Raw genomic sequence first — 25,035 nt, 5'->3', positions numbered from 1 at the left:
CCCACCTCTTGACCCCTCTCGATTGTCCAGCTACGTTCCCACGCTATCAAGGCATCAGACATCTGACGTCTGATGCCCCCGGTTCCTCGATCCCTCGCGATCCCGCGTTCCGTCACCCGTTTCCCCGCCAGTTTTCCGCCCTTACGTTCCACCTTCGACGTCCCTGGAGGACCCGTGCCCGAGCTGAGACCAGCCGGTGTCGAGCGCCGCACCTTCCTGCGATACACCGGCGCTGTCGGCGCGGCAGCAGCCATCACGGCGAGCCTTTCCGCCTGCGGCGGACCGTCCTCGACCGCTGACGGCACGGTGGACAAGGGCAGCGGCAGCGGCCTCATCGAGGCCGGTCTCTCGTACCCCCTGTCCACCGGCTTCGACCCGATGATCACCTCGGGCGCGACTCCGTACGCCGCCAATATGCACATCTTCGAGGGCCTCGTGGATCTCGATCCGGCAACACTCGTGGCCCGTCCCGCACTTGCCACCGAGATGCCGAAGAAGATCAACGCCACCACTTACCGGGCCACGCTCCGCAAGGGCGCGACCTTCCATGACGGATCACCGGTCACCGCCGACGACGTGGTGTTCAGTTTCGAACGAATCCTGGACCCGAAGAACGCCTCGCTCATGGCGCAGTTCGTGCCCTTCATCGACACGGTGAAGGCCGTCGACGCCGGCACGGTCGAGTTCAAGCTGAAGTACCCCTTCGCGCTCTTCCCGTCCCGCATCGCCGTGGCCCGGATCGTCCCGAAGAAGATCGTCGAACCGGACCCCAGGGCATTCGACGCCAGGCCGGTCGGCTCGGGACCGTACAAGTTCATCGAGGCGACCCGCGAGGACAAGATCGTCTTCGAGGCGTACGACAAGTACAACGGCGCACACCCGGCCAAGGCCAAGAAGATGATCTGGCGGCTGATGTCCGACCAGTCGGCCCGCGTCAGCGCCATGGAGTCGGGCCGGGTCCAGGCCATCGAGGACGCCCCCTACATCGACGTCAAGCGGCTCGCGGGCGCCTCGAAGACCGAGTCCGTGCAGTCCTTCGGCCTGCTCTTCCTGATGTTCAACACCGCCGACAAGCGGTTCGCGGACAAGCGCGTGCGCCAGGCACTGCACTACGCACTGGACACCGAGAAGATCATCTCGACCGCGATGGTGGGCAACGCCGCAGCCGCCACCGGGTACGTCCCCGCCACCCACCCCGACTACCACAGGGCCGCCACGGTCTACACGCACGATGTCGCGAAGGCCAAGCGGCTCCTCGCCGACGCGGGTGTCAAGAACCTCTCCTTCACCGTCCTCACCACCGACACCGGCTGGGTCAAGGACATCGCCCCGCTGCTGAAGGAGAGCTGGGAGGCGGCCGGCGTCAAGGTCACCCTCGACATCGCCCAGTCCCCGGCCCAGTACGCCAAGATCGACAAGGGTGCCTTCGAGGTGCTGGTCGCCCCCGGCGACCCGTCCGTCTTCGGCAACGACGCCGACCTCCTGCTGCGCTGGTTCTACTACGGCTTCTGGCCCGAGAAGCGCTACGGCTGGGGTAAGTCCGACGCGTACAAGAAGGTCAGGCAGACCCTCGACAAGGCGGCGCAGGCCGCCGACGAGGCGAAGCGCAAGGAGCTGTGGGGCGAGGTCACCGACCTGGTCGCCGACGAGGCCGCGCTCTACCCGATCCTCCACCGCAAGCTGCCCACCGCCTGGAACGAGAAGGCGCTGCCCGGCTTCAAGCCGCTGCCCACCACGGGCCTTTCCTTCCTGGACGTCAGCCGCGCCTGACCGAAGCGCACAGGCCACCTGTGACATGTCACCGGACCGCCGTGCCGCGGACGGTGCGCCGATGACATGTCACAGGTGGCCGACAGCCCGGTCCGGCACCCCGCCCTTCGGTGCTCGGGCCACCAGACCGCCCAACCGCAAGGAACCCGACGATGGTTGCTTTTCTCCGGCTCGCGCTGCGCCGCGTCGCGATGATGCCGGTGATGATCCTCGGCATCGCGCTGCTCGTCTTCGTGGTGCTCCAGTTCTCGCCGGCCGACCCGGCCTTCAACGCGCTCGGGGAGAGCGCCACCCCCGAGGCCCGAGCGGCCTTCGCCGAGGCCAACGGCCTCAACGACCCCCTCCCGGTCCGGTACTTCCACTTCCTCGGCCAGTTGCTCCACTTCGACCTCGGGATGACCGTCCCGCCGAGCCAGCCCGTGGCCGACCGGATCACGGCCGCCTTCCCGCTCACCCTCCAGCTGACCCTGCTCGGACTGCTCCTCGCGGTCGTGCTGGCCGTGCTGTTCGGAGTGACCGGCGCGATGTACCGGGACCGCTGGCCCGACCAGCTGTTCCGGGTGGTCTCCATGGCCGGGGTCGCCATCCCGTCCTTCTGGCTCGGCGTGCTGCTCATCCAGCAGTTCGCGCTGAACACCCGGATCTTCCCGACCGGCGGCTACACCAACCCGGCCGACTCCTTCAACGGCTGGCTCACCACCATGGCCCTGCCCGCGATCTCGCTCGCGCTCCCGGTCTCCGCCTCCCTCGCCCGCCTCGTCCGGACCTCGATGGTCGCCGAACTCGACCGCGACTACGTACGCACCGCCCGCGGAAACGGCCTCCCGCCGCTGCTGGTGATCCGCTCGGTGCTGCGCAATGCGCTCGTCACCCCGCTGACCGTGCTCGGCATCAAGGTCGGCTACATGCTCAGCGGCGCGGTCGTCATCGAAGCGATCTTCGATCTGCCCGGTATGGGCAAGCTCATCCTCGAAGGTGTAACCGGCGGCGATGTCGCCCTGGTCCAGGGCACCGTACTGACCATCGCCATCGCGTTCCTGGTGGTCAACGTCATCGTCGACCTGCTCTGTCTGCTGGTCAACCCGCGCATCAGGACGGTGTGACATGTTCGCCACCGGCCGTCTGGCCAACAAACTGTCCCGACCGGGCATCGCGTTCCGCGCCCTCCCGGTCACCTCCCGCATCGCCCTCGGCGTACTGATCGTCGTCGTCCTCGGCGCCGTACTCGCCCCCGTATTCACCCAGGACCCGCTGACCACCGGCACCCCGGTCCAGGCACCCGGCGGCGACCACTGGTTCGGCACCGACCGGGCCGGCCGCGACGTCTTCGCCCGGGTCGTGCACGGCTCGCGCTACTCGCTGGTGATCGGCCTCGGCGCGACCGCGCTCGCACTGGTCGCGGGAGCGCTCCTCGGCTCGATCGCCGCCACCTCGCGCAAGCTCGGCGACGAGTCCGTGATGCGGACCCTCGACATCGTGATGTCGTTCCCGCCGATCGCGCTGGCCGCCGTCCTCGTCGCGGTCTTCGGCACCAGCATCCCGGTGATCATCTTCACCATCGCCTTCGTCTACACCCCGTCGCTGGCCCGCGTGGTCCGCGCCAACGTCCTCTCCCAGTACGGCGAGGACTACGTCGCCGCCGAGAAGGTCATCGGCGCCCGCCGCGGCCACATCGTGCTCCGCCACGTCGCCGTCAACTGCATGGCCCCGGTCATGGTGTTCGCCACCGTCATGGTCGCCGAGGCGATCATCTTCGAGGCCGGCCTCTCCTTCATCGGCGCCGGAGTGCAGGACCCCGACCCCAGCTGGGGCAGCGTCCTCGCCTACGGCCGGCAGATCCTCCTCGCCGGCGGCTGGTGGGCCACGTTCTTCCCCGGCCTCGCGCTGCTGATCACCGTCCTCGCCCTCAACGTCCTCTCCGAGGGCCTCACCGACGCCTCCGCGGCGCCCAGGAGCGCCAGGGCCGCCGTCGCACCCACCGCGGTCACCGCACCCGACCCGGTCGAGGCCACCGCCACCGTGGACATCGACGCCGCCCTCACCGGGCTCGCCGACCGCATCAACGCCACCGAGCCGACCATCACCCCGGTACGGGACGACGCCGCCGAACTGCTCGTCGTACGGGACCTGTCGATCCGCTTCCCCGACCGCTACGGGCAGATCCCCGTCGTCGACTCACTGAACTTCACCGTCCACGAGGGCGAGACCCTCGGCCTGGTCGGTGAGTCCGGCTGCGGCAAGTCCATCACCAGCCTCGCCGTCATGGGCCTGCTCGCCCGCAACGCCGAGGTCGGCGGCGAGATCCTGTACCGCGGCCGGAACCTGCTGGACCTCCCGCCGAAGGAACGCCGCGCGCTGATGGGCCCGGAGATCGCGATGGTCTACCAGGACGCGCTCTCCTCCCTCAACCCCTCCGTCCTCGTCGGCACCCAGCTCAAGCAGCTCACCTCGCGCGGCGGTACGAAGACCCCGGCCGAACTCCTGGAACTCGTCGGTCTCGCACCCGAACGCACCCTGCGCAGCTACCCCCACGAGCTCTCCGGCGGCCAGCGCCAGCGCGTCCTGATCGCCATGGCGCTCTCCCGCGACCCCCGCCTGCTCATCGCCGACGAACCGACCACCGCCCTCGACGTCACCGTCCAGGCCCAGGTCGTCGAACTCCTCGTGGAACTGCGTGACGAACTCGGCTTCGCCATGGTCCTCGTCTCTCACGACCTCGCCCTCGTCGGCGACCTCTCGCACCGGGTCGCCGTGATGTACGCGGGCCGCCTCGCCGAGATCGGCGCCACCCGCTCCGTACTCACCGGCCCCACGCACCACTACAGCCGCGGCCTGCTCGGCTCGGTCGTCTCCCTGGAGGCCGGCGCCGACCGGCTGCACCAGATCCGCGGCATCGTCCCCGCACCCCAGGGCTTCGGCACCGGCTGCCGCTTCGCCTCGCGCTGCGAAGCGGCCACCGATCTGTGCCGTACCACCGCACCCGAACTCACCGCCCGCGACGCCGCGAACGACCACGGCTTCGCCTGCCACCACCCGGCGAAGGCCGCACAACTGGAAGGGAGCGCCCGGTGATCAGGCTCGACGGCGTCCACGTACGCCACAAGGCACGCAGCGGCGGAGTCTTCCGCCGGGACGCGGTGCACGCCCTCACCGACGCCACCCTGGAGGTCGAGCGCGGCGAGATCGTCGGCCTGGTCGGTGAGTCCGGCTGCGGCAAGTCCACCCTGGCCCGGGTACTGACCGGCCTGCAGAAGCCCACCGAGGGCGAGGTCACCTTCCACGGCCGCGACCTGTGGACCATGTCCGCGGCGCAGCGCCGCGACGACTTCGGCTCCGCCGTCGGCGTCGTCTTCCAGGACCCGTCCACCGCCCTCAATTCCCGGCTCACGGTCCGTCAGATCCTCCGTGACCCGCTCGACGTGCACAAGCGGGGCACCCGCGAGGCCCGCGAGGCACGGGTCGAGGAACTCCTCGACCTGGTCGGCCTGCCCGGCCACACCCTCGCCGCGCTCCCCGGACAGCTCTCCGGCGGCCAGCGCCAGCGCGTCGCCATCGCCCGCGCCCTGGCCCTGGAACCGGAACTGATCGTCGCCGACGAACCGACCTCCGCCCTCGACGTCTCCGTCCGCGCCCAGGTACTCAACCTCCTGGTCGATCTGCGTGAACGCCTGGGGCTCGGCATGGTGTTCATCTCGCACGACATCCAGACCGTGCGCTACCTCGCCGACCGCCTCGCCGTCCTCTACCTCGGCCGGATCGTGGAGGAAGGGCGTGCGGCCGACGTGGCGGGCGCCCCGGTGCACCCGTACACCGAGGCACTGCTCTCCGCGACCCCGAGCCTGCTGGAGACCACCGAACGCATCGTGCTCACCGGGCCGGTGCCCTCGGCGACCAACCCGCCGTCCGGCTGCCCGTTCCGCACCCGCTGCTGGAAGGCCGACGACGCCTGCGCCACGGTCTTTCCCGCCGCGGCCTCCGGCCCGGACGGACACCGCTGGCACTGCGTCCACCCCCAGAACCCCACGTCCCCCGCCGGGCACCCGGCCCCCGTACCGTCCGCAAGGAGCACCGCATGACCGCCCGGAACCCCCGCTACACCGGAGTGATCCCGCCCGTCGTCACCCCGCTCACCGCGGACGGCGAGATCGACCGCCCCTCCCTGGAGCGGGCCGTGGGGCATCTGCTCGACGGCGGCGTCAGTGGCCTGTTCGCCCTCGGCAGCTCGGGGGAGACCGCCTATCTGACGCCTGGCCGTCAGGACGAGGTCATCGAGGTCATCACGGCCGCCTGCGCCGGTCAGGTCCCGGTGCTCGTCGGCGCGATCGAGACCACCACCGGCCGGGCGATCGAGCGGGCCCGCGCCGCCGAAGCGCTCGGCGCCGACGCCGTCGTCGTCACCGCCCCCTTCTACACGCGCACGCACGACACCGAGATCGACCGCCACTTCCGCGACATCGCCGCCGCTCTCGACCTGCCGGTCCTGGCGTACGACGTGCCGGTCTGCGTGCACAGCAAGCTCGACCCGGAGCTGCTGCTGCCGCTCGCCGCGGACGGCGTGCTGGCCGGAGTCAAGGACTCCAGCGGCGACGACGGTTCGTTCCGCCGCCTGGCCATCGGCGCCCGTGAGCTCCCGGAGTTCTCCGTGCTCACCGGGCACGAGCTGGTCGTCGACGCGATGATGCTCGGCGGCGCGGACGGTTCGGTCCCCGGGCTCGGAAACGTGGACCCGCACGGGTACGTACGTCTCCACGAGGCCGCGGTACGGGGCGACTGGGCCACCGCCAGGGCCGAACAGGACCGCCTGGTCGCGCTCTTCGACATCGTCCGTGCGGCCCCTCCCGGCACGGCGTCCGCCACCGCCGCGGGGCTCGGCGCGTTCAAGACGGCACTCATGCTGCGCGGGATCATCGACACGAACGCGATGAGCGCGCCGATGCGTCGCCTGGACGCGGCCGAGACCGCCGAGATCGCGGCCTGCCTGGACCGCGCGGGGCTCGCCCGGGTGTGAGCGGCCCGGATCAAAGGACAGCGGTCCGTCGTCACAGCCCCGGCCGGGACGACGGACCGCTTCTTTTCGGTCCGCTAGCTGTCGACCGCGCCGGTCAGCTCTTCGAGGCGCGGGTACGGCGGACCAGCACGGTTCCACCGAGCACCATGGCCGCGGCGGCTCCGCCGGCCATCCCCAGGTTGGCGTCGGCACCGGTGTGCGCCAGCTCCGGCGGCCTGTGGTGGTGCGGCTTGTGGTGGTGGTGGTGCGTCGGCGGCTGGTGGTGATGCGCCGGCGGCTGGTGGTGGGTCGGAGGCTGGTGGTGGGTCGGCGGCTGGTGGTGGGTCGGAGGCTTGTGGTGCGTGGGCGGCTTGTGGTGCGGGGGAGGGCAGTCCGGAGTGTGGTGGTGCGGCGGCTTGTGCGTCGTCGGCGGCTTGTGCGGCGGGTAGACCGGGGGCTTGTGCGGGGGATGCACCGGCGGCTTGTGCGGCGGGTGCACCGGCGGCGGCGGGGTCTCCTGCCCACCGGACTCGTTGCCGCACTTGTTCCCGAACTCAGGGTTCAGCAGACCGATGACGTCGACGGTGTCGCCGCACACGTTGACCGGAACGTCCACCGGAGCCTGGATGTTGTTGCCGGACAGCACCCCGGCGGAGCCGACCGCGCCGCCCTCGGCACTCGCACCCTGGTCCCCGCCGCCCTCGGCACTCGCACCCTGGTCCCCGCCGCCCTCGGCGCTCGCACCCTGGTCCCCGCCGCCCTGACCGTCCGCGTTCACGCACTCGTTGCCGAACGCGGGGTCCAGCAGACCGATCACATTCGCCGTGTCGCCACACACGTTGACCGGCACGTGCACCGGGACCTGCAGGTTGTTGCCCGAGCCGACGCCGGGCGAACCGACGGCCGCGCCGTCGGCGGAGGCATCCGCGAACGCGTATCCGCCGGCTGCGGTCAGGATCCCTGATGCCGCCGCCATCACCAGCACGCTCTTACTCAAGGCTTTTCGCATTGATTGCCCCTTCTTAGGACATTCCGTGCGAGCGGAACGCTCGCAGTTCATTGGTCAGGCCGGTGCGGAGGCCGCCGGAGGCCACCCCGGCGGTGCCTGTGCGCGACTCGGTAAGCGGCGGTTACGGAAAGCGCAGAGACCACGAAGACGTGCGCTTCATGTTGAAGAGTCCTTGGCTTCTGCCGGTCAAGCGCCCGAACTGCACGCTTGTGACACTCATAACGAGGAGGGTTTGTCGAGGAAACCAGAATGGTCGTGGAAGTTGTGTGTCCACACGAATGGAGTACGCGTTCGGGTGGGAACCGACCCCGCCCGGCGTGTAGGGGCGCTCGGGTCGGCGGGTGGGAAAACGGCTGCTGGGGGCCGTGGAACAGCCGGGCGGATCGATTCCGCAGACGAGCCCTTGAAGCGCTTTTTCGTACTGCTGTGCGTGCACCCCTGGCATTCGGGTGAACGGAGAGAACCAAACGCCCGGTCGTGAGTTGGGCAGGGCGCTCCGGTACGGGGCATTCGGTACGAGAAGGGTTAATCGTGATCAAGAAGGTTCTGGCTACGGGTGCCGTTGCCGCCTCCGTCCTCGGTCTGGGCGCGACGCAGGCCATGGCCATCGGCGACGACGGCGGTACGACCTCGATCAACGGCAACGGAGCCTCGCAGTCGTTCGGCAACGCCGAGACCCACGGTGACGGCAGCCCGCAGTTCGGTCTGGTCCAGGGCAGCCTGAACAAGCCGTGCATCGGCCTGCCGGCCAAGGCCAACGTCGGCTCGCTCATCGGCCTGATCCCGGTCGCGGCCCAGGACATCAACGTGCTGTCCTCGCCGCAGAACCAGCAGTGCACGGAGAACTCCACCCAGGCCAAGGGCGACGAGCCGCTGTCGCACATCCTGGACGGCATCCCGGTGCTCTCCGGCAACGGTGCCGGCAACAGCTGATCCGCAGCTGATCCAGCCGCAACGACAGGCCCGGGCCGCCGGCGTTCCTCCTCCGCGCGTCCCGGGCCTGTTGCTGTCGTCCCCCGGCAGTGGCGCATCCGATTGTCGGAAGACCTTTCCGGTGATATCGAGCGATCGATGTTGCATCGTTCGGGCGATCTTTCGAGAATCTTCCGCCAGAAGAGTTTCGTCTGCGGTCTGAAATCGTTACGAATTACATCGGCGGGGTTACGGGTGATCGGATTCGCACTCGTGCGGCACGAAAGACGTGGCCGCTTCGGACTCCGTCAAAGAAAGGGAACAAAGTGAAGTACACCAAGGTTGCCGCCATCGCCGCCGGAACCCTGATGGCGATGGGTGCCGCCGCGCCCGCATTCGCCGACTCCGGTGCCGAGGGCGGCGCTGCTTTCTCCCCGGGCTTGGTGTCCGGCAACAACGTTCAGGCTCCGATCCACGTTCCGCTCCACCTGTGCGGCAACACCGTGAACGCGATCGGTCTGCTCAACCCCACTTTCGGCAGCACCTGCGTCAACGCCTGACCTCTGGTCGGACGAGCCGAACGCTCGTGACCGAAGGCCCCGGATCGCATTCCCGCGCGGTCCGGGGCCTTCCCCCTTGCCTTCCGGCATTCGATCGGGTGGTCCCGCAGAAAAACCGACGCCGTCCAGTTGCCGTGTCGCAACCGCATCGTTACCCAGGGCGAAAGCGGCAGAAGGCACGGCTAAAGAAGGCTCGTGCGGCGCGGGTACGCGACCGAAACAGATGCCGCTGCAGAAGGGAACCCGATAGTGAAGTACGCGAAGACTGCTGCGTTCGTTGCCGGTTCCGTGGTTGCTCTCGGAACGGCTGCTCCCGCCTTCGCCGTCACCAACGCCACGGCCCCCAACTTCAGCCTCAACGGAGGCGTCAACCAGGCGGTGGAGAACGCCCCGAAGTCTGTCGACCCGATCGTGAACACGGTCGGCGGCGCCGCGGAGTCGGTGCAGAAGAACGGTACCGTCGCCAAGCTGGCCGGCCAGGCGACCGGCGCGGCCAAGGGTGCGGCCCCGCTCATGGGCGGTCTGCCGCTCGGCGGCTGATCCGTCGCGCCACGGCAGTTCCCCGCCGGCCCCGTCCTTTCGTATTCCTCCGGTGCTGTGAATTCGGCGAACAACCGAACGTAAAAGCACCGTTCGAGTGAATCCGCACAACCATCCCCGTTGTCGTGAGTTGATCAGGGCGCTCCGGACAGGCGGGCAACAGAAAACCCAGAAGGGCTATTTCATGATCAAGAAGATTATGGCCTCGGCAGCCGTCGCTGCTTCGATCGTCGGCGTCTCCGCCGCGATCGCCCCGCAGGCCATGGCCATCGGCAATGATGGTGGCACGACGTCGGTCAACGGCAACGACGCCATCCAGTCGTACGGCAACTCCGCCACCCACGGCGACATGAGCCCGCAGTTCGCGCTCGTCCAGGGCTCGCTCAACAAGCCCTGCATCGCGCTGCCGGCCAAGGCCAACGTCGGTTCGGTCCTCGGGGCCGTCCCGGTCTCGGTCCAGGACCTCAACGTCCTGTCCTCGCCCCAGAACCAGCAGTGCACGGAGAACTCCACCCAGGCCAAGGGTGACGAGCCGCTGTCGCACATCCTGGACGACATCCCGGTCCTGTCCGGCAACGGCGTCGGCAACAACTAAGGCCGTACCGCTCCGGGCGCTCCTCGCCGGTGTTCGAACCGGCAGGGGAGCGTGCCGCGGGCAGCTTCGAGCCTGCCTGTACGCAGTACCCGAAACACCCGTGGGGTCGACGTATCCGCACGGCAGCCGTTCGTCGGCCGCCCGGACGCGTCGGCCCCACTCGTGTGTCCGGACTCGGGTGTCCGGGGCGCCACGGCCCTCGAAGGGGCGGGTGGACTGGGCCGGTTGCCGTAGTGACGGCGGACATCACCCGCCGCACCGGGTAGGGGCCATTCATGGACCAGTACGACAGTCAACGCCCCCGCGGCCGGCAGCGGCACGCACAGGACGGCACACCCATCTACGACCGGCTGCTCGCCGAGTGGCAGGCGGCCCGCGGCGGCCCGGAGCCGGCGCCGCCCGCGGAGCCCGACCGGCCGTGCGCGGGAAGCCGGGTCCCCGCAGCCCGCACCTCCGGTGAAGCCGTCGACGGGTGACCGAAGACGATCGAACTCATGCCGGATCGAACCCGTTTGAGTGGTACTGCGGAACCGACGCTTCCGTAGCGGGTTGATCAGTACGTTCCACAACGGGACGCTCCGAAAGGTGAAGCGTGATGAAGAAGATGATGGCCGGCGCAGCAGTGGCCGTGTCCCTGGTCGGCCTGTCCGCCGCAGTGGCCCCTGCGGCCATGGCGATCGGCAACGACGGGGGCACCACGTCGGTCAACGGCAACGGCGCCGTGGACGAGTTCGGCAACAGCGTGACCCGCGGCGACGGCAGCCCGCAGGTCCAGCTCGTCCAGGGCGCGCTGAACAAGGCCTGCGTCGGCCTGCCGCTCAAGGCCAACGTCGGTTCGCTCGCCGGTCTGCCGGTGCCGGTCGCGGTCCAGGACGTCAATGTCCTGGCCTCGCCGCAGAACCAGCAGTGCGCCGACAACTCCACCCAGGCCAAGGGTGACGAGCCGCTGTCGCACCTCGTCGACGACATCCCGGTGCTCTCGGGCAACGGGATCGCCAACGACTGATGTGACCGACGTGCGGACTGCCCGGGGATTCCCCGAGGTCGCCCGCACCGCGGCGCACCGCGCCGCACAGGCAGGATCCGGGGCACTGCCCCAGGGCTCCACGCATGAGGATGCCCACCGCGCCACGGGGGCGGTGGGCATCCGGCGTACCCGGGCGGGTCAGCCCAGGCTGCGTACCGGAAGGACGCAGTGGGCGGCGGTCGTGATGACCTCCGGGTCGGCCGCGAAGGACCGCAGCTGCTCCTCGCTCACCGGTCGGCCCGGTTCGCCCTGGGGCCACGGGCGGGTGGCGAACATCGCATGCACCTCGCCCCGCCGGCCGGCCGCGGCCAGCCACTCGGGCGGTGCGGGGTACTGGGCCGTGAAGTGAGGCAGCGTCAGGACCGCCTGACCGGCCTGGACGAGCAGCTTCACCTGGAGCCCAGGGGTCTCGGCGGCGTACACGGGAGCGCTGCCGACCGGCAGTCCGGTGCGTTCCAGGGCCACGCGCATGGCGGCCTCGCCGGCGGCGGGGCCGTCCGTACCGTCGCCCAGCGAGTAGACGAGAAGGAAGGCGACGTCGTTGCCGTCGGCGGGGTGTTCGCCGCTCCACCCGATCAGTGTGATCGTGCCCAACTGGGCTTGTGCGAACGTGCCGGTGGAGGTCTGGGGTGAGGTCATGCTCGGCACCATAACGGCCCCGGACCGGTCGTTGTGCATGAGTATCACCTGATCGAGGGAGATAGCCGGATATCACTGATGGATGCGGCTCGAATCGTCTCCGCCCGACGGCTGCCCACGGCTGCGATCAAATGTGTTGAGCCGCCCGACGCGGACGGACTATGGTGTCCACTGTTCCGGACGGCGGAGACCAATCACCGCTGTCGGTCCCGTGCTTGAACCAGGAGGTGAGGATCGTGATGACTGTCGCTGCGATGGGCGCTGCCCACAACCCGAAGAGCATCGTTCCCACCCCCGTGGTCGCCGGCTGACCTACTCCGTAACTCTCCGCGCCGTCTGCGCGTTGCCGGGGCCACCCCTTTGAAGGGTTTCCCTTGTCTTTCCCGTCTTTTCCGTCCGCTTCTTCTCTTCAGGGCTCGTCCGCGTCGCATCCGCTGTCCCCGTACGGCTGGGACGACGCGTGGGCGGCCGAATTCGCACCGTACGCCGAGCAGGGTCTGCTGCCCGGACGCGTGGTGCGGGTGGACCGCGGCCAGTGCGACGTCGTCACCCCGCACGGCACGCTCCGGGCCGACACCGCCTTCGTCGTCCCGCGCGATCCGATGCGGATCGTCTGCACCGGCGACTGGGTCGCCGTCGACCCGGACGGTGATCCGCAGTTCGTACGGACGCTGCTGCCGCGGCGTACCGCCTTCGTCCGCTCGACGTCGTCGCAGCGCTCCGAAGGACAGGTGCTCGCCACCAACGTGGACCACATCGTCATCTGCCTCTCGCTCGCGGTCGAGTTCGACCTGGGACGGGTGGAGCGCTTCCTCGCGCTCGCGATGTCCAGCTCCAGCGGTGACGCGCTGCTGCGGGACGGCGGGCCGGCCGGGGACGGCGCCGCCGAGCCGATCGTGGTGCTGACCAAGGCCGACCTCGTACCGGACGCCGCCACGCTGTCGTACCTCGTCCAGGACATCGAGGGCGTCGCCCCCGGTGTGCAGGTGCTGACCGTCAGCTCCGCCACTGGGGAGGGGCTCGATGTCTTCTCCGCCATCGTCTCGGGCGGCACGAGCGTGCTGCTCGGGGCGTCCGGTGCGGGCAAGTCGACCCTCGCCAACACCCTTCTCGGCGCCGACGTGATGGAGGTGCAGGCCGCCCGTGACGTCGACGGCAAGGGCCGGCACACCACCACCACCCGCAATCTGCTGGTTCTGCCCTCCGGGGGCGTGCTGATCGACACCCCCGGGCTGCGCGGGGTCGGGCTCTGGGACGCGGAGGCCGGTGTCGGCCAGGTCTTCTCCGAGATCGAGGAGCTGGCCGAGCAGTGCCGGTTCCACGACTGCGCCCATGAGACGGAGCCCGGCTGCGCGGTGCTCGCCGCGATCGAGGACGGTTCGCTGCACGAACGGCGCCTCGACAGCTTCCGCAAGCTGCTGCGCGAGAACCAGCGCATCGTCGCCAAGACCGACGCCCGGGTGCGGTCGGAGATCCTGCGCGACTGGAAGCGCAAGGGCGCCGAGGGCCGGGCAGCCATGAACGCGAAGCGGGGCCGGGTGCGGTAGAGGCGGTTCCCCGCTCCGCGACCGGCCACGGTCGTAGGCCGGTGGTCCACGTCCGAAAACCGCGAGTGCGGTACCGGCGGGTGCCGCACACTGGACGGTGTGATGGACGAACGGACCAGGTACGAGGCGGTGAGCAGCCGCGACGCCCGATTCGACGGGGAGTTCTTCTTCGCCGTCGAAACGACCGGCATCTACTGCCGGCCGAGCTGCCCCGCCGTCACGCCCAAGCGGAAGAACGTCCGCTTCTACCCGACCGCGGCCGCCGCGCAGGGCCATGGTTTCCGGGCCTGTCGGCGCTGCCGCCCGGACGCCGTGCCCGGCTCGGCGGACTGGAACGTCCGGGCCGATGTCGTGGGCCGGGCCATGCGGATGATCGGCGACGGTGTGGTCGACCGGGAGGGCGTGCCCGGTCTCGCCCACCGGCTCGGCTACAGCTCGCGCCAGGTGCAGCGGCAGCTCAACGCCGAGCTGGGCGCGGGCCCGGTCGCGCTCGCCCGCGCCCAGCGGGCCCACACCGCGCGCGTGCTGCTCCAGACGACCGGGCTGCCCGTGACGGAGATCGCCTTCGCCGCGGGCTTCGCCAGTGTGCGCCAGTTCAACGACACGATCCGGCAGATCTACGCCCGCACGCCGAGTGCGCTGCGGGCCGAGGCCGGGACGGGGCTGGGAGCGGCGGTCCGGGAGGCACGGACCACCGGGATCCCGCTGAGGCTCGCCCACCGGGGGCCGTACGCGGCCCGCGAGGTCTTCGATCTTCTGGCCGGTGAGACGGTCGCCCGGATCGAGGAGGTCAGTGGTGCGGCCGGCGCCCGTACCTACCGGCGCACCCTGCGGCTTCCGTACGGCACGGGCATCGTGGCCGTCGACGAGCGGTCCGCCGGGTCCTGGCTGGAGGCCCGGATCCACCTCACGGACCTGCGGGACCTGACGACGGCCGTCCAGCGACTGCGGCGGCTCTTGGATCTGGACGCCGATCCGTACGCCGTCGACGAGCGGCTCGGCGCCGACCCGCGACTCGCACCGGGCGTCGCCGCCCGCCCCGGGCTGCGTTCGCCCGGTGCCGCGGATCCGGAGGAGTTCGCGGTACGGACGCTGGTGGGCAGGGACGAGGCGGAGCGGCTCGTGGAGACGTACGGGAAGCTCCTGGACGTGCCCTGCGGCGGGCTCACGCATGTGTTCCCCGAGCCGGGCGTGCTGGCCGGGGCGGCGGACGGCACGGAGCTCGGGGCGCTGGCGTCCGCGCTCGCCGACGGGGACGTACGGCTCGACGCCGGGGCCGACCGCGACGAGGCCGAGCAGGCGCTGCTACGGCTGCCGGGGATCGGCCCGGCAGCCGCGGCGCTGATCAGGATGCGTGCGCTCGGCGATCCGGATGTGGATCCGGAAGAGCGGCCCGAGTCGGACCTGTGGCGGCCCTGGCGTTCGTACGGGGTGCGCCATCTGGGGCTCCTGGGCCTGTTGTGAGCGGGCCCGGGGGCCTGTCCGGCGGATCAGGGTCGGACAGGCCCTACGCCGGCAGGCCCCAGCGTGGCGCGGGTTCGTTCGCCGTCACCGGGCGGATGGCCAGGTCCGGGCGGTCGCCCCTCGCCGTGATCAGCGCCGAGTCGCCCGTGCGGAGGTGGATGCGTACCGTGCCGTCGGCCGATTCCTCGTGAGCCAGTGGCCGTCCGTGCCGGTCGCGGATCTCCACCGGGCCGTCGATGCCGTGGCGTACGACACAGGGTGCGCCGGCCTCGCTGGTCAGCCGCACCCAGCGGGTCCGGCCCTCCTCGCGTACCGCACTGAGCAGGAACGCGCCCTGGGTCCGGAAGTCGTGCACGGTCAGCTCCCGCCAGGCGTCGGGCAGCGCCGGGAAGACCCTGATCGTGCCGCCCCACGACTGGCAGACCATGTCGTGCAGGGACTGGGCCGCCGACAGCGGGGTCTCGATGACCGGGCCCGCTCCTTGTACATGGTGTTCGCCTGGATGAAGCGGCTCATCAGCTGACCGAGGTACTTCAGCGCGTCCTCGCCCTTGCCGAGCAGCGCGGACATCGACGCGGCGCCGGTGAAGGTGTAGCCCTGCAGGGCGCCTTCGAAGCCCACCCAGTGGGCGAGGGACTTCTCGATCAGAGCGCGTTCGCCGGCCGTCGCGCCCGTCAGCTCGTACAGCGGATACACCGCGAGCATGTGCGAGTAGTGGCGGTGCGACTGCGCGAACGGGACCCCGGCGCCGATCATGAACCCGTTGGCGTCGACCGGGTACGGCGCGAGCCTGGCCAGGACCTCCTGCCAGCGGGCCGTCAGCGGGTCGTGGACGCCGAGCTGCTCGGCCGAATCCAGCAGGGTGCGGCAGCCCCAACGCAGCAGCATGAGGTCGTAGTTGCAGTCGGGGGCGTTGACACCGTACTCGGGGGAGAACGTTGCCGGGAGGTGCAGCTTGCCGTCCGCGCCGGGCGTCAGGAAGTGCAGGTAGTAGTTGACCGCCTTGCGCAGCAACGGGAAGAGCGTGTCGCGCAGGATCGACTCGTCCATGGTGTGGCGGTAGGAGAGCCATACGTTGTGCAGCGCCCAGGTCAGGTTGCCGACCTCGGGGGTGGGCGGGTCCTGGCCGGGGATGCCGACCCCGTAGCCGCCGTCGGCGACCGAGGCGCCATTGACCAGTTGGGGGTCGGTGGTGCGGGGGATGCCGGCCGAGTCGGCCCGGTAGGGGGCGGCGACCTCGCGCGAGAGCTGGTCGCGGAATTCGCTCAGGGCGCGCGTGACCGCGTCCAGCTCCAGGTGGTTGGAGCCGTGGATCAGCCAGTACTCCAGCTGGACGTTGAGGTTCCACCAGGTGTTGGGCCAGGGGGTGGGCTCCAGCCAGGGGCCGGAGGTGGCCATCACCGGGGCGTCCTTGCGGGCCGCCGACGCGGTCTTGTAGAGCTGGATCCAGTAGAAGCGCTGGAGCCGGGCATCGGGCAGGGACAGGAAGCTCTTCCGGTAGAACCGGTCCCACCAGGTGCGATGAGGTGCGGCGAGCGGACCGTACGGGAGCGCGGAAGCGGTCTTCACGGTACGCAGCGCACGGTCCCGGGCCGTTGCCGCGGGGTGGGAGTGCGCGACCGTGACGTACAGGGTGCGGCCGGCTCCCCTGGTGCGTTCGCGCCAGGCGGTGACGTGCTGACCGCCCGCGAGCAGCGGCTGGACGGCCGCGGTGGTCCCGCCGTGCTGCTCGGTCAGGGCGGGAGGGTTGCCGGTGTAGCCGTCCGGCAGGGGCTTGAAGGCGGCTCGCGGGCTGATCGCCTCGGCCGGGTGGAAGACCCAGCGGAAGTCCTGTTCGCCCGCGCTCGGGGTGACCTCCACGGTGAGCAGATCGGTGGTGGAGTGGACGAAGGCGCGGAGCTCCAGGGTGCCGGCGGTCGTGGTGACGGTGCCTTCGAGCTGGGCGGTGCGCAGCCGCATCCACCACTCGACGCCCGTGATGGTGCCGACCGGCTCCAGGGTGAAGTGGCCGATGGGGAGGCGGGCGAGGCCGAAGAGCGAACCGAACTCGGGGCGGTGGTCCTGGACCTCGGAGTGCTGGACGTTGAAGCGGATGGCCCGGGTGGTGGCGCCGGGCTCCGCGTAGATGCCGGAGCCGAGGCGGCCGTTGCCCAGATACGGGCCCTCGTACCAGGCCTTCGGCAGCTTCTGCCAGAGCAGGTCGGCGTCGTCGAGGACGGTGCGCCAGCTGTCGCCGGGGGAGTGCACGGTGGTGGGCGCCGGGACGGCGGGCCCCGGCGCGGCCGGGGTGGCTGCTCGGGCCGGGACGGCCGCACCGCCGACCACGAGGATGCCGCCGATCGCGGTGCCGGTGGCGAGAACCGTTCTCCGGGAAGGGGACGGCCGGGAAGGGGACGGTGACGAGGCTTCGGTCCGGGGCGTGCGGGAGGGGTCCGGTGCTGTGGGCAAGGCTTCTCCTGGCGGCTCGTACGCAGGCGCTCAATTCATCCGAGCTATTCCTTGAGGGAAGGTAGGCGCGAGGCATTGCTGCGTCAATGGAGCGGGAGAGATCCGATGTGTTGCCGCGTATCTGATTGGAGTCAGCCAGATGTACGGGAGGGCGGGGCGTGATCAGCCCCAGATCACCGCGCCCAGCCAGGCCCCCGCCACCAGGAGGCACGCGAAGAGCTCGACGAGTACCGAATAGCCGGTCGCCCGCATCACCGAGCGCACCGATGTCCAGCCCGCCCCGCGGCTGCCGAGCCGCAGTCGCTCCGCCCCGTAGATGGCCCCCACGTATCCGGCCACTCCGCCGATCACCGGCACCACGAAGAAGCCCACGATCGCGCCGATCCCGCCGAGCATCAGCGTCTTGCGCGGCGCCCCCGTCTCGCGCGGGCGGCGCGGCGGCAGCAACGGCTTCAGCGCCTGGTTCAGCAGCAGCAGCGCCGTCGCGCCCATGAGTACGCCCCAGGCGACCGGCGTCGTGTCGGTGAGCGCCCACCACAGCACGGCGGCCCAGACGATCGCCTGTCCCGGTGCCCCCGGCACCAGCACGCCCAGCAGGCCGAGGAGCATGACGAGGCCGACGGCGACGAGTTGCCACACACCCATCTGTCCAGCCTGCCGGAGTCCGGCCGGTCCCGCCCGTCAGCGCTCCCGGAGGCGGAGGCCGTCGGCGCAGCTCAGAGCCGTACCGGAGCCGTATCGGCACGCCGTCGGCGCCGCCCTCGCACCGGCCCGGGGCATCCGGCGGGCCCTGCTCAAGCCCGTGGTGTGCGGGACACCCAGCCTCGTTCGTACGCGTGCCAGCCCAATTGCAGCCGGGTCGAGACGCCCGTCAGCTCCATCAGGCCCTTCACCCTTCGCTGCACGGTCCGCAACCCCAGCTCCAGCTGTTTCGCCACGCTCGCGTCCGTCAGCCCGGCCAGCAGCAGCGACAGGATCTCCAGGTCCGTCGGATCGGGCCCCATGTCCTCCTCCTGCGGCCGGCCGCTCTCGCCCAGCCTGAGCGGCATCGCCTCGCGCCACACCGCCTCGAAGAGCCCCATCAGCGACTCCAGCAGCCCGGAGGAATGGACCACCAGGGCGGCCGGCTCGGCGCCGCGTCCGGTCAGCGGCACCATCGCCAGGGCGCGGTCGGCGACGACCAGCTTGGTCGGCACCCGGTCGATGACCCGGCACTGCTCGTCCCGGCTCAGCGCCGCCGACAGCTCCAGAATCCCGAACGGCAGCGACAGCAGCTCCCGCTCGACCACCACCCGGTACGACACCCCGCGCGTCGCGGCCCGCTCCTCGGCCTCGTTCTCCATCCCGCTGACGGCGATCGGCTTCCCGGTCACCAGGGCGCACACCTCGCTCGTCGCACCTAGCTGCAACTGATGGAATCGGTGCGACACCGCGCTCGCCCCGGTGACCACCTCGACCAGATCGTGCACGGCCGGTTCGGCGGCCTCCGCCCGGTACTCCTCGGCGAGCAGCGCCGCCGCCAGCTCCGCCTGCTCCAGCTCATGGCGCTGCTGGGTCAGCAGCGCCCCGAGCGCCACACCCGGCGGCGCCGCCACCCAGCGTCCGGTGCGGGCCGATGCCTGCGCGGCCAGGCCGTGCTGTTCCAGCCTGCGCAAGGCCCGCTCGGTGTCCGGTTCGGGAAGGCACAGCCGGTGCGCGAGATCGGCGACCTCCGCGGCTCCCACCGCCACGAGCGCGCGGTACGCCGACTCCTGTATCTCGTCGAGACCTATGGCTCCCAGCATCCCCGGACCCCTCCCGGACGGATTGATTCCGCACCCTGTCACTGTCGTCGGGCGCCCGGTCGTGGCGGAAAGCGGCCACGGCGTAAACCCGCCGTGTACATCATCCCTTTATCGCCCGTCGCTCTGCCAATGTGGCGCCACCGCAGTACCAACAACCTCCGGAAGGCTGCGGTTTGCGCAGTTGATTCCGGATTCACTTGGGGAGAGCGATGCGTCCGATATCGCGCACGGCGCTGGGAGCGGCCACCGCCGCCGTCCTGGCCGTCACCGCGATCGCACCGTCAGCGGCAGCGCCGCAGGACGACGCGACAGGGAAGAGACCACTGACCGGCAGCGTCGCCGCCGAGGCGAAGAAGGGCAAGCCGGTCACCGTGACGCTGGTCACCGGCGACAAGGTCCTGGTGAGCACGGGCGGTTCGGGAGCCACGTCGGTCACCGCGCTGCCCCGTGAGGACGGGACCGTACCCCTCGTACAGACCAGGCAGTCCGGCAAGGACCTGTACGTCTACCCCGACACCGCCGCCGCCGCGCTGGCCGCGGGCAAGGTCGACGAGGAACTCTTCAACGTCACCGGCCTCATCCGGCAGGGCTACGACGACGCGCACACCAAGTCGCTGCCGCTGATCGCGGTCTACGGCAAGGAGCAGGCCCGCTCCGCGCTCGCCACCCCGCGCGGCGCCAAGCGCGGACTCGCGCTCGACGCCATCGACGGTGTCGCCCTCAAGGCCGAGAAGACGAAGGCCGCCGACTTCTGGTCGGACGTCACCGACACCCGGTCCCGCTCGGCCTCCGGTCTGAAGAAGCTCTGGCTCGACCGCAAGGTTCAGGCCACCCTCGACCGGTCCACCAAGCAGATCGGCGCCGACCTCGCCTGGGCCGCCGGATACGACGGCAAGGGCACCAAGGTCGCCGTCCTCGACACCGGTGTCGATGCCGAACACCCCGACCTCAAGGGCCGGGTCACCGCCTCGGAGAACTTCACCGACTCCGACAGCACCGACGACCGGCAGGGCCACGGCACCCACACCATCTCCACCGTCGGCGGCTCCGGCGCGGCCAGCGGCGGCAAGAAGAAGGGCGTCGCCCCCGGCGCCGACCTGCTCGCGGGCAAGGTCCTCAACGACAGCGGCTCCGGCGCCGAGTCCTGGATCATCGCCGGCATGCAGTGGGCCGTCGACCAGAAGGCCGACGTCGTCTCCATGAGCCTCGGCAGCCCGGAGCCGACCGACTGCACCGACCCGATGAGCGTCGCCGCCGAGGAACTCGCGCAGAACAAGGGCACCCTGTTCGTGATCGCGGCCGGCAACTCGGGCCCGACGCTGAACACCGTCTCCTCGCCCGGCTGTGCCCCGAGCGTGCTGACCGTCGGCGCCGTCGACCGCGACGACACCACGGCCCAGTTCTCCAGCCGCGGACCCGTGATCGGATCGCACACCCTCAAGCCCGAGATCGCCGCCCCCGGCGTCGCCATCTCGGCCGCGGCGGCCGGTGGCCGCGGCATCCACGCGTACCAGACGATGTCCGGTACGTCGATGGCCACCCCGCATGTCGCGGGCGCCGCGGCCATCGTGAAGCAGCGTCACCCCGACTGGACCGCCCAGCAGATCAAGGCGGCGCTCGTCTCGTCCGCGAAGAGCGACATCCCCGGCGACGTACGCGAGACCGGCGGCGGCCGCCTCGACGTCAAGGCCGCCATCGACACCACCCTCGTCGGCGCCCCCGCAGTCCAGGGCGGCACCTTCAACTGGCCGCAGGACCGGAGCGACCGCACCACGGTCGACGTCCCGTACACCAACTCCGGCACCAAGCCGGTGAAGCTGTCGCTGAGCGTCCAGGGCGTCACCGGGAACGACGGCTCGGCCGTCCGCTCCTCCGTCGCGAAGCTCGACGCGAGCACCGTCACCGTCCCGGCCGGAGCCACCGTCAAGGTCCCGCTGAAGATCGACCCGACGGCGAAGCTGAAGGCCGCCCAGTACGGCGACGTCACGGGACGTGTGCTGGCCACCGGCCCCGGCGGCGTCAAGGTCTCCACCCCGTTCTCGCTGTACGTCGGGGCCGAGACCGTCACGCTGCGGGTCAAGCTCGTCGACGGTGCCGGCAAGGCCGCCGCGGGCTCCTCCTCGCTCGACGTGATCGGCACCGACACCTCCAGCGGTGAGCGCCGCTTCAACGAGGGCGCCACCGACCAGGTCTACCAGGTGCGCCCCGGCGCGTACTTCGTGTCCGGCTTCGTCACCACGCCCGACCCGAAGGACGCCACCGGCAACCTGGACGAGTCCGTCGCCTACCTCGCGCGGCCCCAGCTGAACGTCACCAAGGACACCACCCTGGTCCTGGACGCCCGCAAGGCCCACCGGATCCAGGTGAAGACCGAGGACCGGGCCTCCGAGAACCGCTCCACGACGCTCGCGTTCGGCCGCAGCTGGGACGATGTCTGGCTGCACTCGGGCTCCATCACCGGCGGCTCCGCGGTCAGGAACTACCTGGCCGACGTGCAGGGCAGGGCGGGTGACGGCGACTTCGAGTTCGCCAGCTTCTGGCGCGCGTACGCCCCGCAGATCGAGAAGCTGTCGGTCGTCGGCGGCGCCGAACTCCACCCGAGGGTGGCGAGCACCGGTTCCGCCAACCTCGACGGCACGGGCGAGGCCGCACTCGTCGACGCCGGTACGGGTACCCCCGACGAACTGAAGGCCGCGGGTGTTGCCGGGAAGATCGCCCTGGTCGAGGTCGGTGACGAGGGTTCCATGTACACCCAGGCGCGCGACGCCAAGGCCGCCGGCGCCAAGGCCGTCATCGCCCACCGCCCCTCGGCGGGGCCCTGGCAGCCGTCCGTCGGCTACGCCCCGTCGATGCTGCCCGCGCTCGGCATCGAGACGAACGAGGCCGACGCGCTGAAGGCCGCACTGGCCGACGGCCCGGTCAAGCTGCGCTGGAAGGCCACCGCGGTCAGCCCGTTCGTCTACAACCTCGCCTTCCCCGAGACCGGACCGGTCACCTCGGACCGCACCTACAAGGTCCGCGACACCAAGCTCGGCAAGGTCACCGCCAACTACGAGGCGATGGGCGTCGCGGCGGACTACGTCGACACGGTGATCATCAACCGGCCGTACGGCGGGACGTTCTCCGCCGTCACCGACTCCGTCGCGGTCCCCGGCAAGCGCACCGAGTACTACTCGGCGGGCGACACCGCGTGGGTGCGGTACCTCTCCTCCAGCTTCCCCTGGGGCGAGATGATGGTCGACCAGCCGCGCACCTACACGGCGGGCTCGAAGCGTACGGAGAACTGGTACCGGGGCATCCCCGCCCCCGCCGCCCCGCGTGACGCCGCCGGCAAGCTCCAGCTCGCCGGCGAGCGCCAGGACAACCTGATCGGTGTCGCCCCGGGCTTCTGGAGCGACAGCGAGCACGCCGGTCTCCAGGGCTCCTTCGGTGACCTGGGCAGCATGCGCCTGAGCAGCGGTGGCAAGGTGATCGGCGAGTCCGGCTGGCCGTCCGGGGTGTTCACCGTCCCGGCGCAGGACGCCGCGTACGAACTCACCATGCAGACCACCAGGTTCGGTCAGCCCGCCGCCGTGTGGAAGCGGTCCACCAGCACCGAGACCACGTGGAAGTTCCGTTCGAAGCGCGACGAGAACGTCTACTCCCAGGGCCTTCCGCTGCTCTTCCCGGGCTACGACCTGGCGGCCGACGGGCTCAAGACCCTGGCGGCGAAGGACGGTCAGACGATCGGCCTCAGCGTCACCGGTCACGCCGGTTACACGCCCGGCAAGCTGACCGCGGCCAAGGTCTCGTACTCCTACGACGGCGGGGAGACCTGGATCGACGCGACCACCGCACAGCAGGGCGGCCGTTGGACCGCGACCGTGAACCACGCGGGCGCGGCCGGCAAGCCGGTCACCCTGAAGACCGAACTGACGGACGCCAACGGCAACTCCGTCATCCAGACCGTGAACGACGCGTACGCCGTGCGCTGATCACGACCTGACCGGTCCGCCGGGCGTCCTTCCCGTGGGGGGTGGGGCCGCCCGGCGGACCCATGTTCGCGGCCACTTTTTCCGGATGACCCGTTTTCGTACGGCCCCCGCGGTCGACAATAAGGTCATGAGTCAGCAGGGGGAGAGGTCCGCCGCCCACGAGGACGACTGGTGGCGCAGGCTGTACGACGAGAATGCCCGGGACACCGGGACGAGCAACGCGGCCGACAGCCTCGACGACCGCTTCGACTCGGCGTCGGACGCGGTCGGTCCGGGCGGGCGCGGGGGATCCGCCGGGGAGACGGGGACGACGCCCGCGGGGGAGGCGGCGCCTTTGAGGAGGGAGGCGGAGGGCGGGTCCCGGAGTGCGGTGGCCGTGCCCAGGCCGGCGGGGGAGCGTGCGCCGTGGGAGCCGCCCGCCGCGACCGTACGGGCGTCGGGGGCGTCCCCGGCCGGCCCGTCGCAGCCGCGTACCTTCGCCGCGCCTACGGTTCCTGCAGATCCCCCGCCCGCGCCCGACCGGCCGCCGGCCCCGGAGCCGCCGACCGGGCCGCCGATTGAGTTGCCGATCGAGCCGCCTACCGGCGACGCGGTGTCCGTGCCGTCCGTGCCGCCGCTGCCCGGACGTCCGGTCGCCGAGAGGCCCGCCGCCCCGCCGGTGCCCGTCGCCCAGTCCGCCCCTGACACCACGGCCGTCGCACCCGTTTCACCCGCCGTACCCGCACCGGAGGCCGAGCGCGAAACCGCCTCCGTCCCCCCTTCCGTGATCGGCCATGTGGGTGACCGACCGCCCACCTACGACGCCGAGCCCACCGCGCTGCCCGCCACCGTCCCGCAGGAGCTGGACGGTCTCGTCTCCGACACCGCGCTCGACGGCGCCCGCTACGGCACGTACACCCTGCGCGCCGCCTCCGTGCGCGGGGACTCCGCACGGTTTCGCGGCGAGCCCCGCCGCGACGCGCTGCTCACCGCGCGCTTCGGCGCCGACGAGCACGCACTCGTCCTGGTCGCCGTGGCGACCGGGGCCCGCGCCACCGAATCGGCGCATCTGGCGGCGGCCGATGCCTGCCGCTGGATCGGCGCAGCGGTCGGCCGCAGCCATGCCCGGCTCTCCGAGGACATAAGGGCGGGCCGCCGCGGAGACCTCAAGTCCGGCCTGAACCGCCTCACCGACCGCACGTACGGCAAGCTGCGCGCCCGCGCCGCCGAGCTGGGGAAGGAACCGCGGCAGTACACCGCGGGCCTGCGCTGCCTCCTGCTGCCGGCGGACCCCGAATGCCGTACGAGGATCTTCTTCGGCATCGGCGCCGGTGGACTCCTCCGGCTGCGCGACGGCATCTGGCAGGACCTCGAACCGGAGGTCCCGGCAGCCGGCGACACCGGCGCGGACTCCGGGGCCGGATCCGGCCCCGCGTCCCCCGGGAACGGCCCCGACAGTGACCGCCTCACCACGGATCCGGCCGTCACCGCCCCCGCGTCGTCGTACGCCGGGACCCCGCTCGACCCACCGGCAGAACCGTTCCGGTTCCGGGGCTCGGTGGCCCGGCCGGGGGACACCCTGCTGCTGTGCAGCCCCGGACTGGCCGAACCCCTGCGCGGCGAGCCCGCCCTGGCCCGGGAGCTCGCCGGACGCTGGGCCCCCGGCACGGCGCCCGGTCTTGTCACCTTCCTCGCCGACACCCAGCTGCGGGTGAAGGGGTACGCCGACGACCGTACGGGCGTGGGCGTCTGGGAGGCGTAACCGCGCGCGCCATGGGTTGATGGATGCGGAATCCGGAA

19 protein-coding genes and 1 pseudogene are annotated in these 25,035 nt (G+C 70.9%); 15 read left to right on the top strand and 5 right to left on the bottom strand.

Annotation, left to right across the window (positions count from 1 at the left end; genetic code table 11):
* Window positions 1–174: 174 nt before the first annotated feature.
* From ACFV8T_RS16205 to ACFV8T_RS16185, 5 genes are all read left to right on the top strand, one after another.
* Window positions 175–1,770, top strand: a complete 1,596-nt coding sequence (locus ACFV8T_RS16205) for an ABC transporter substrate-binding protein (protein WP_385327971.1) — start codon at window positions 175–177, stop codon at window positions 1,768–1,770.
* 152 nt (window positions 1,771–1,922) lie between these two features.
* A complete protein-coding gene (locus ACFV8T_RS16200) occupies window positions 1,923–2,873 on the top strand; it encodes an ABC transporter permease (protein ID WP_385327970.1) in 951 nt (316 codons plus the stop codon).
* 1 nt (window position 2,874) lies between these two features.
* Window positions 2,875–4,842 (top strand): dipeptide/oligopeptide/nickel ABC transporter permease/ATP-binding protein, encoded by a 1,968-nt coding sequence (locus ACFV8T_RS16195; protein WP_385327968.1) that lies wholly within the window; start codon window positions 2,875–2,877, stop codon window positions 4,840–4,842.
* The gene (locus tag ACFV8T_RS16190) at window positions 4,839–5,846 is read left to right on the top strand and encodes an oligopeptide/dipeptide ABC transporter ATP-binding protein (RefSeq protein ID WP_385327966.1); all 1,008 of its coding nucleotides are present in this window, start codon (window positions 4,839–4,841) and stop codon (window positions 5,844–5,846) included. The genes ACFV8T_RS16195 and ACFV8T_RS16190 overlap by 4 nt, the downstream gene beginning before the upstream one ends.
* The gene (locus ACFV8T_RS16185) at window positions 5,843–6,778 is read left to right on the top strand and encodes a dihydrodipicolinate synthase family protein (RefSeq protein WP_385327965.1); all 936 of its coding nucleotides are present in this window, start codon (window positions 5,843–5,845) and stop codon (window positions 6,776–6,778) included. Before ACFV8T_RS16190 ends, ACFV8T_RS16185 begins: the two co-directional genes overlap by 4 nt.
* 94 nt (window positions 6,779–6,872) lie before the next feature.
* Here ACFV8T_RS16185 and ACFV8T_RS16180 read toward each other — a convergent pair whose 3' ends face one another.
* Window positions 6,873–7,742 (bottom strand): chaplin, encoded by an 870-nt coding sequence (locus ACFV8T_RS16180; protein ID WP_385328333.1) that lies wholly within the window; start codon window positions 7,740–7,742, stop codon window positions 6,873–6,875.
* A 555-nt stretch (window positions 7,743–8,297) separates the two neighbouring features.
* On the opposite strand from ACFV8T_RS16180, the gene ACFV8T_RS16175 reads away from it, so the two are divergent.
* From ACFV8T_RS16175 to ACFV8T_RS16150, 6 genes are all read left to right on the top strand, one after another.
* Window positions 8,298–8,699 carry a rodlin gene (locus tag ACFV8T_RS16175; RefSeq protein WP_385327963.1) on the top strand — a complete coding sequence of 134 codons (402 nt, stop codon included), beginning with the start codon at window positions 8,298–8,300 and terminating at the stop codon, window positions 8,697–8,699.
* A 305-nt stretch (window positions 8,700–9,004) separates the two neighbouring features.
* On the top strand, window positions 9,005–9,238 hold the full coding sequence (locus ACFV8T_RS16170; protein WP_385327961.1) for a chaplin: 234 nt from the start codon (window positions 9,005–9,007) through the stop codon (window positions 9,236–9,238).
* A gap of 249 nt (window positions 9,239–9,487) precedes the next feature.
* On the top strand, window positions 9,488–9,778 hold the full coding sequence (locus tag ACFV8T_RS16165) for a hypothetical protein (RefSeq protein WP_385327960.1): 291 nt from the start codon (window positions 9,488–9,490) through the stop codon (window positions 9,776–9,778).
* 184 nt (window positions 9,779–9,962) lie between these two features.
* Window positions 9,963–10,373, top strand: a complete 411-nt coding sequence (locus ACFV8T_RS16160) for a rodlin (RefSeq protein ID WP_385327958.1) — start codon at window positions 9,963–9,965, stop codon at window positions 10,371–10,373.
* Between the two features lie 275 nt (window positions 10,374–10,648).
* Window positions 10,649–10,849 carry a hypothetical protein gene (locus ACFV8T_RS16155; protein ID WP_385327956.1) on the top strand — a complete coding sequence of 67 codons (201 nt, stop codon included), beginning with the start codon at window positions 10,649–10,651 and terminating at the stop codon, window positions 10,847–10,849.
* A 119-nt stretch (window positions 10,850–10,968) separates the two neighbouring features.
* Window positions 10,969–11,379: a rodlin gene (locus ACFV8T_RS16150; protein WP_385327954.1), complete on the top strand. Its 411-nt coding sequence runs from the start codon at window positions 10,969–10,971 to the stop codon at window positions 11,377–11,379.
* 159 nt (window positions 11,380–11,538) lie between these two features.
* Here the strand turns inward: ACFV8T_RS16150 and ACFV8T_RS16145 are convergent, their stop codons facing one another.
* On the bottom strand, window positions 11,539–12,039 hold the full coding sequence (locus ACFV8T_RS16145; RefSeq protein WP_385327953.1) for a DUF5949 family protein: 501 nt from the start codon (window positions 12,037–12,039) through the stop codon (window positions 11,539–11,541).
* Window positions 12,040–12,413: 374 nt separating this feature from the next.
* On the opposite strand from ACFV8T_RS16145, the gene rsgA reads away from it, so the two are divergent.
* Together rsgA and ACFV8T_RS16135 are read left to right on the top strand one after the other, a co-directional pair.
* Window positions 12,414–13,586 (top strand): ribosome small subunit-dependent GTPase A, encoded by a 1,173-nt coding sequence (rsgA, locus tag ACFV8T_RS16140; RefSeq protein ID WP_385327952.1) that lies wholly within the window; start codon window positions 12,414–12,416, stop codon window positions 13,584–13,586.
* Between the two features lie 102 nt (window positions 13,587–13,688).
* The gene (locus tag ACFV8T_RS16135; protein WP_385327950.1) at window positions 13,689–15,050 is read left to right on the top strand and encodes a DNA-3-methyladenine glycosylase 2 family protein; all 1,362 of its coding nucleotides are present in this window, start codon (window positions 13,689–13,691) and stop codon (window positions 15,048–15,050) included.
* A gap of 43 nt (window positions 15,051–15,093) precedes the next feature.
* Here ACFV8T_RS16135 and ACFV8T_RS16130 read toward each other — a convergent pair.
* The 3 genes and pseudogenes from ACFV8T_RS16130 to ACFV8T_RS16120 all read right to left on the bottom strand — a co-directional run bounded on the left by ACFV8T_RS16130 (window position 15,094) and on the right by ACFV8T_RS16120 (window position 19,282).
* A pseudogene (locus ACFV8T_RS16130) lies at window positions 15,094–17,390 on the bottom strand (glycoside hydrolase family 95-like protein).
* Between the two features lie 270 nt (window positions 17,391–17,660).
* Window positions 17,661–18,143: a DUF456 domain-containing protein gene (locus ACFV8T_RS16125; RefSeq protein ID WP_385327948.1), complete on the bottom strand. Its 483-nt coding sequence runs from the start codon at window positions 18,141–18,143 to the stop codon at window positions 17,661–17,663.
* Between the two features lie 149 nt (window positions 18,144–18,292).
* The gene (locus ACFV8T_RS16120; RefSeq protein WP_385327946.1) at window positions 18,293–19,282 is read right to left on the bottom strand and encodes a helix-turn-helix domain-containing protein; all 990 of its coding nucleotides are present in this window, start codon (window positions 19,280–19,282) and stop codon (window positions 18,293–18,295) included.
* Window positions 19,283–19,491: 209 nt separating this feature from the next.
* Between ACFV8T_RS16120 and ACFV8T_RS16115 the strand changes: the two genes are divergently transcribed.
* Together ACFV8T_RS16115 and ACFV8T_RS16110 are read left to right on the top strand one after the other, a co-directional pair.
* A complete protein-coding gene (locus ACFV8T_RS16115) occupies window positions 19,492–23,256 on the top strand; it encodes a S8 family serine peptidase (protein WP_385327944.1) in 3,765 nt (1,254 codons plus the stop codon).
* Window positions 23,257–23,383: 127 nt separating this feature from the next.
* Window positions 23,384–24,997, top strand: a complete 1,614-nt coding sequence (locus ACFV8T_RS16110) for a protein phosphatase 2C domain-containing protein (protein ID WP_385327942.1) — start codon at window positions 23,384–23,386, stop codon at window positions 24,995–24,997.
* Window positions 24,998–25,035: the final 38 nt, after the last annotated feature.

Source organism: Streptomyces sp. NPDC059832 (assembly GCF_042731715.1).
Taxonomy (GTDB): Bacteria; Actinomycetota; Actinomycetes; order Streptomycetales; family Streptomycetaceae; genus Streptomyces.
This window is presented reverse-complemented; position numbering and strand designations above follow the sequence as displayed.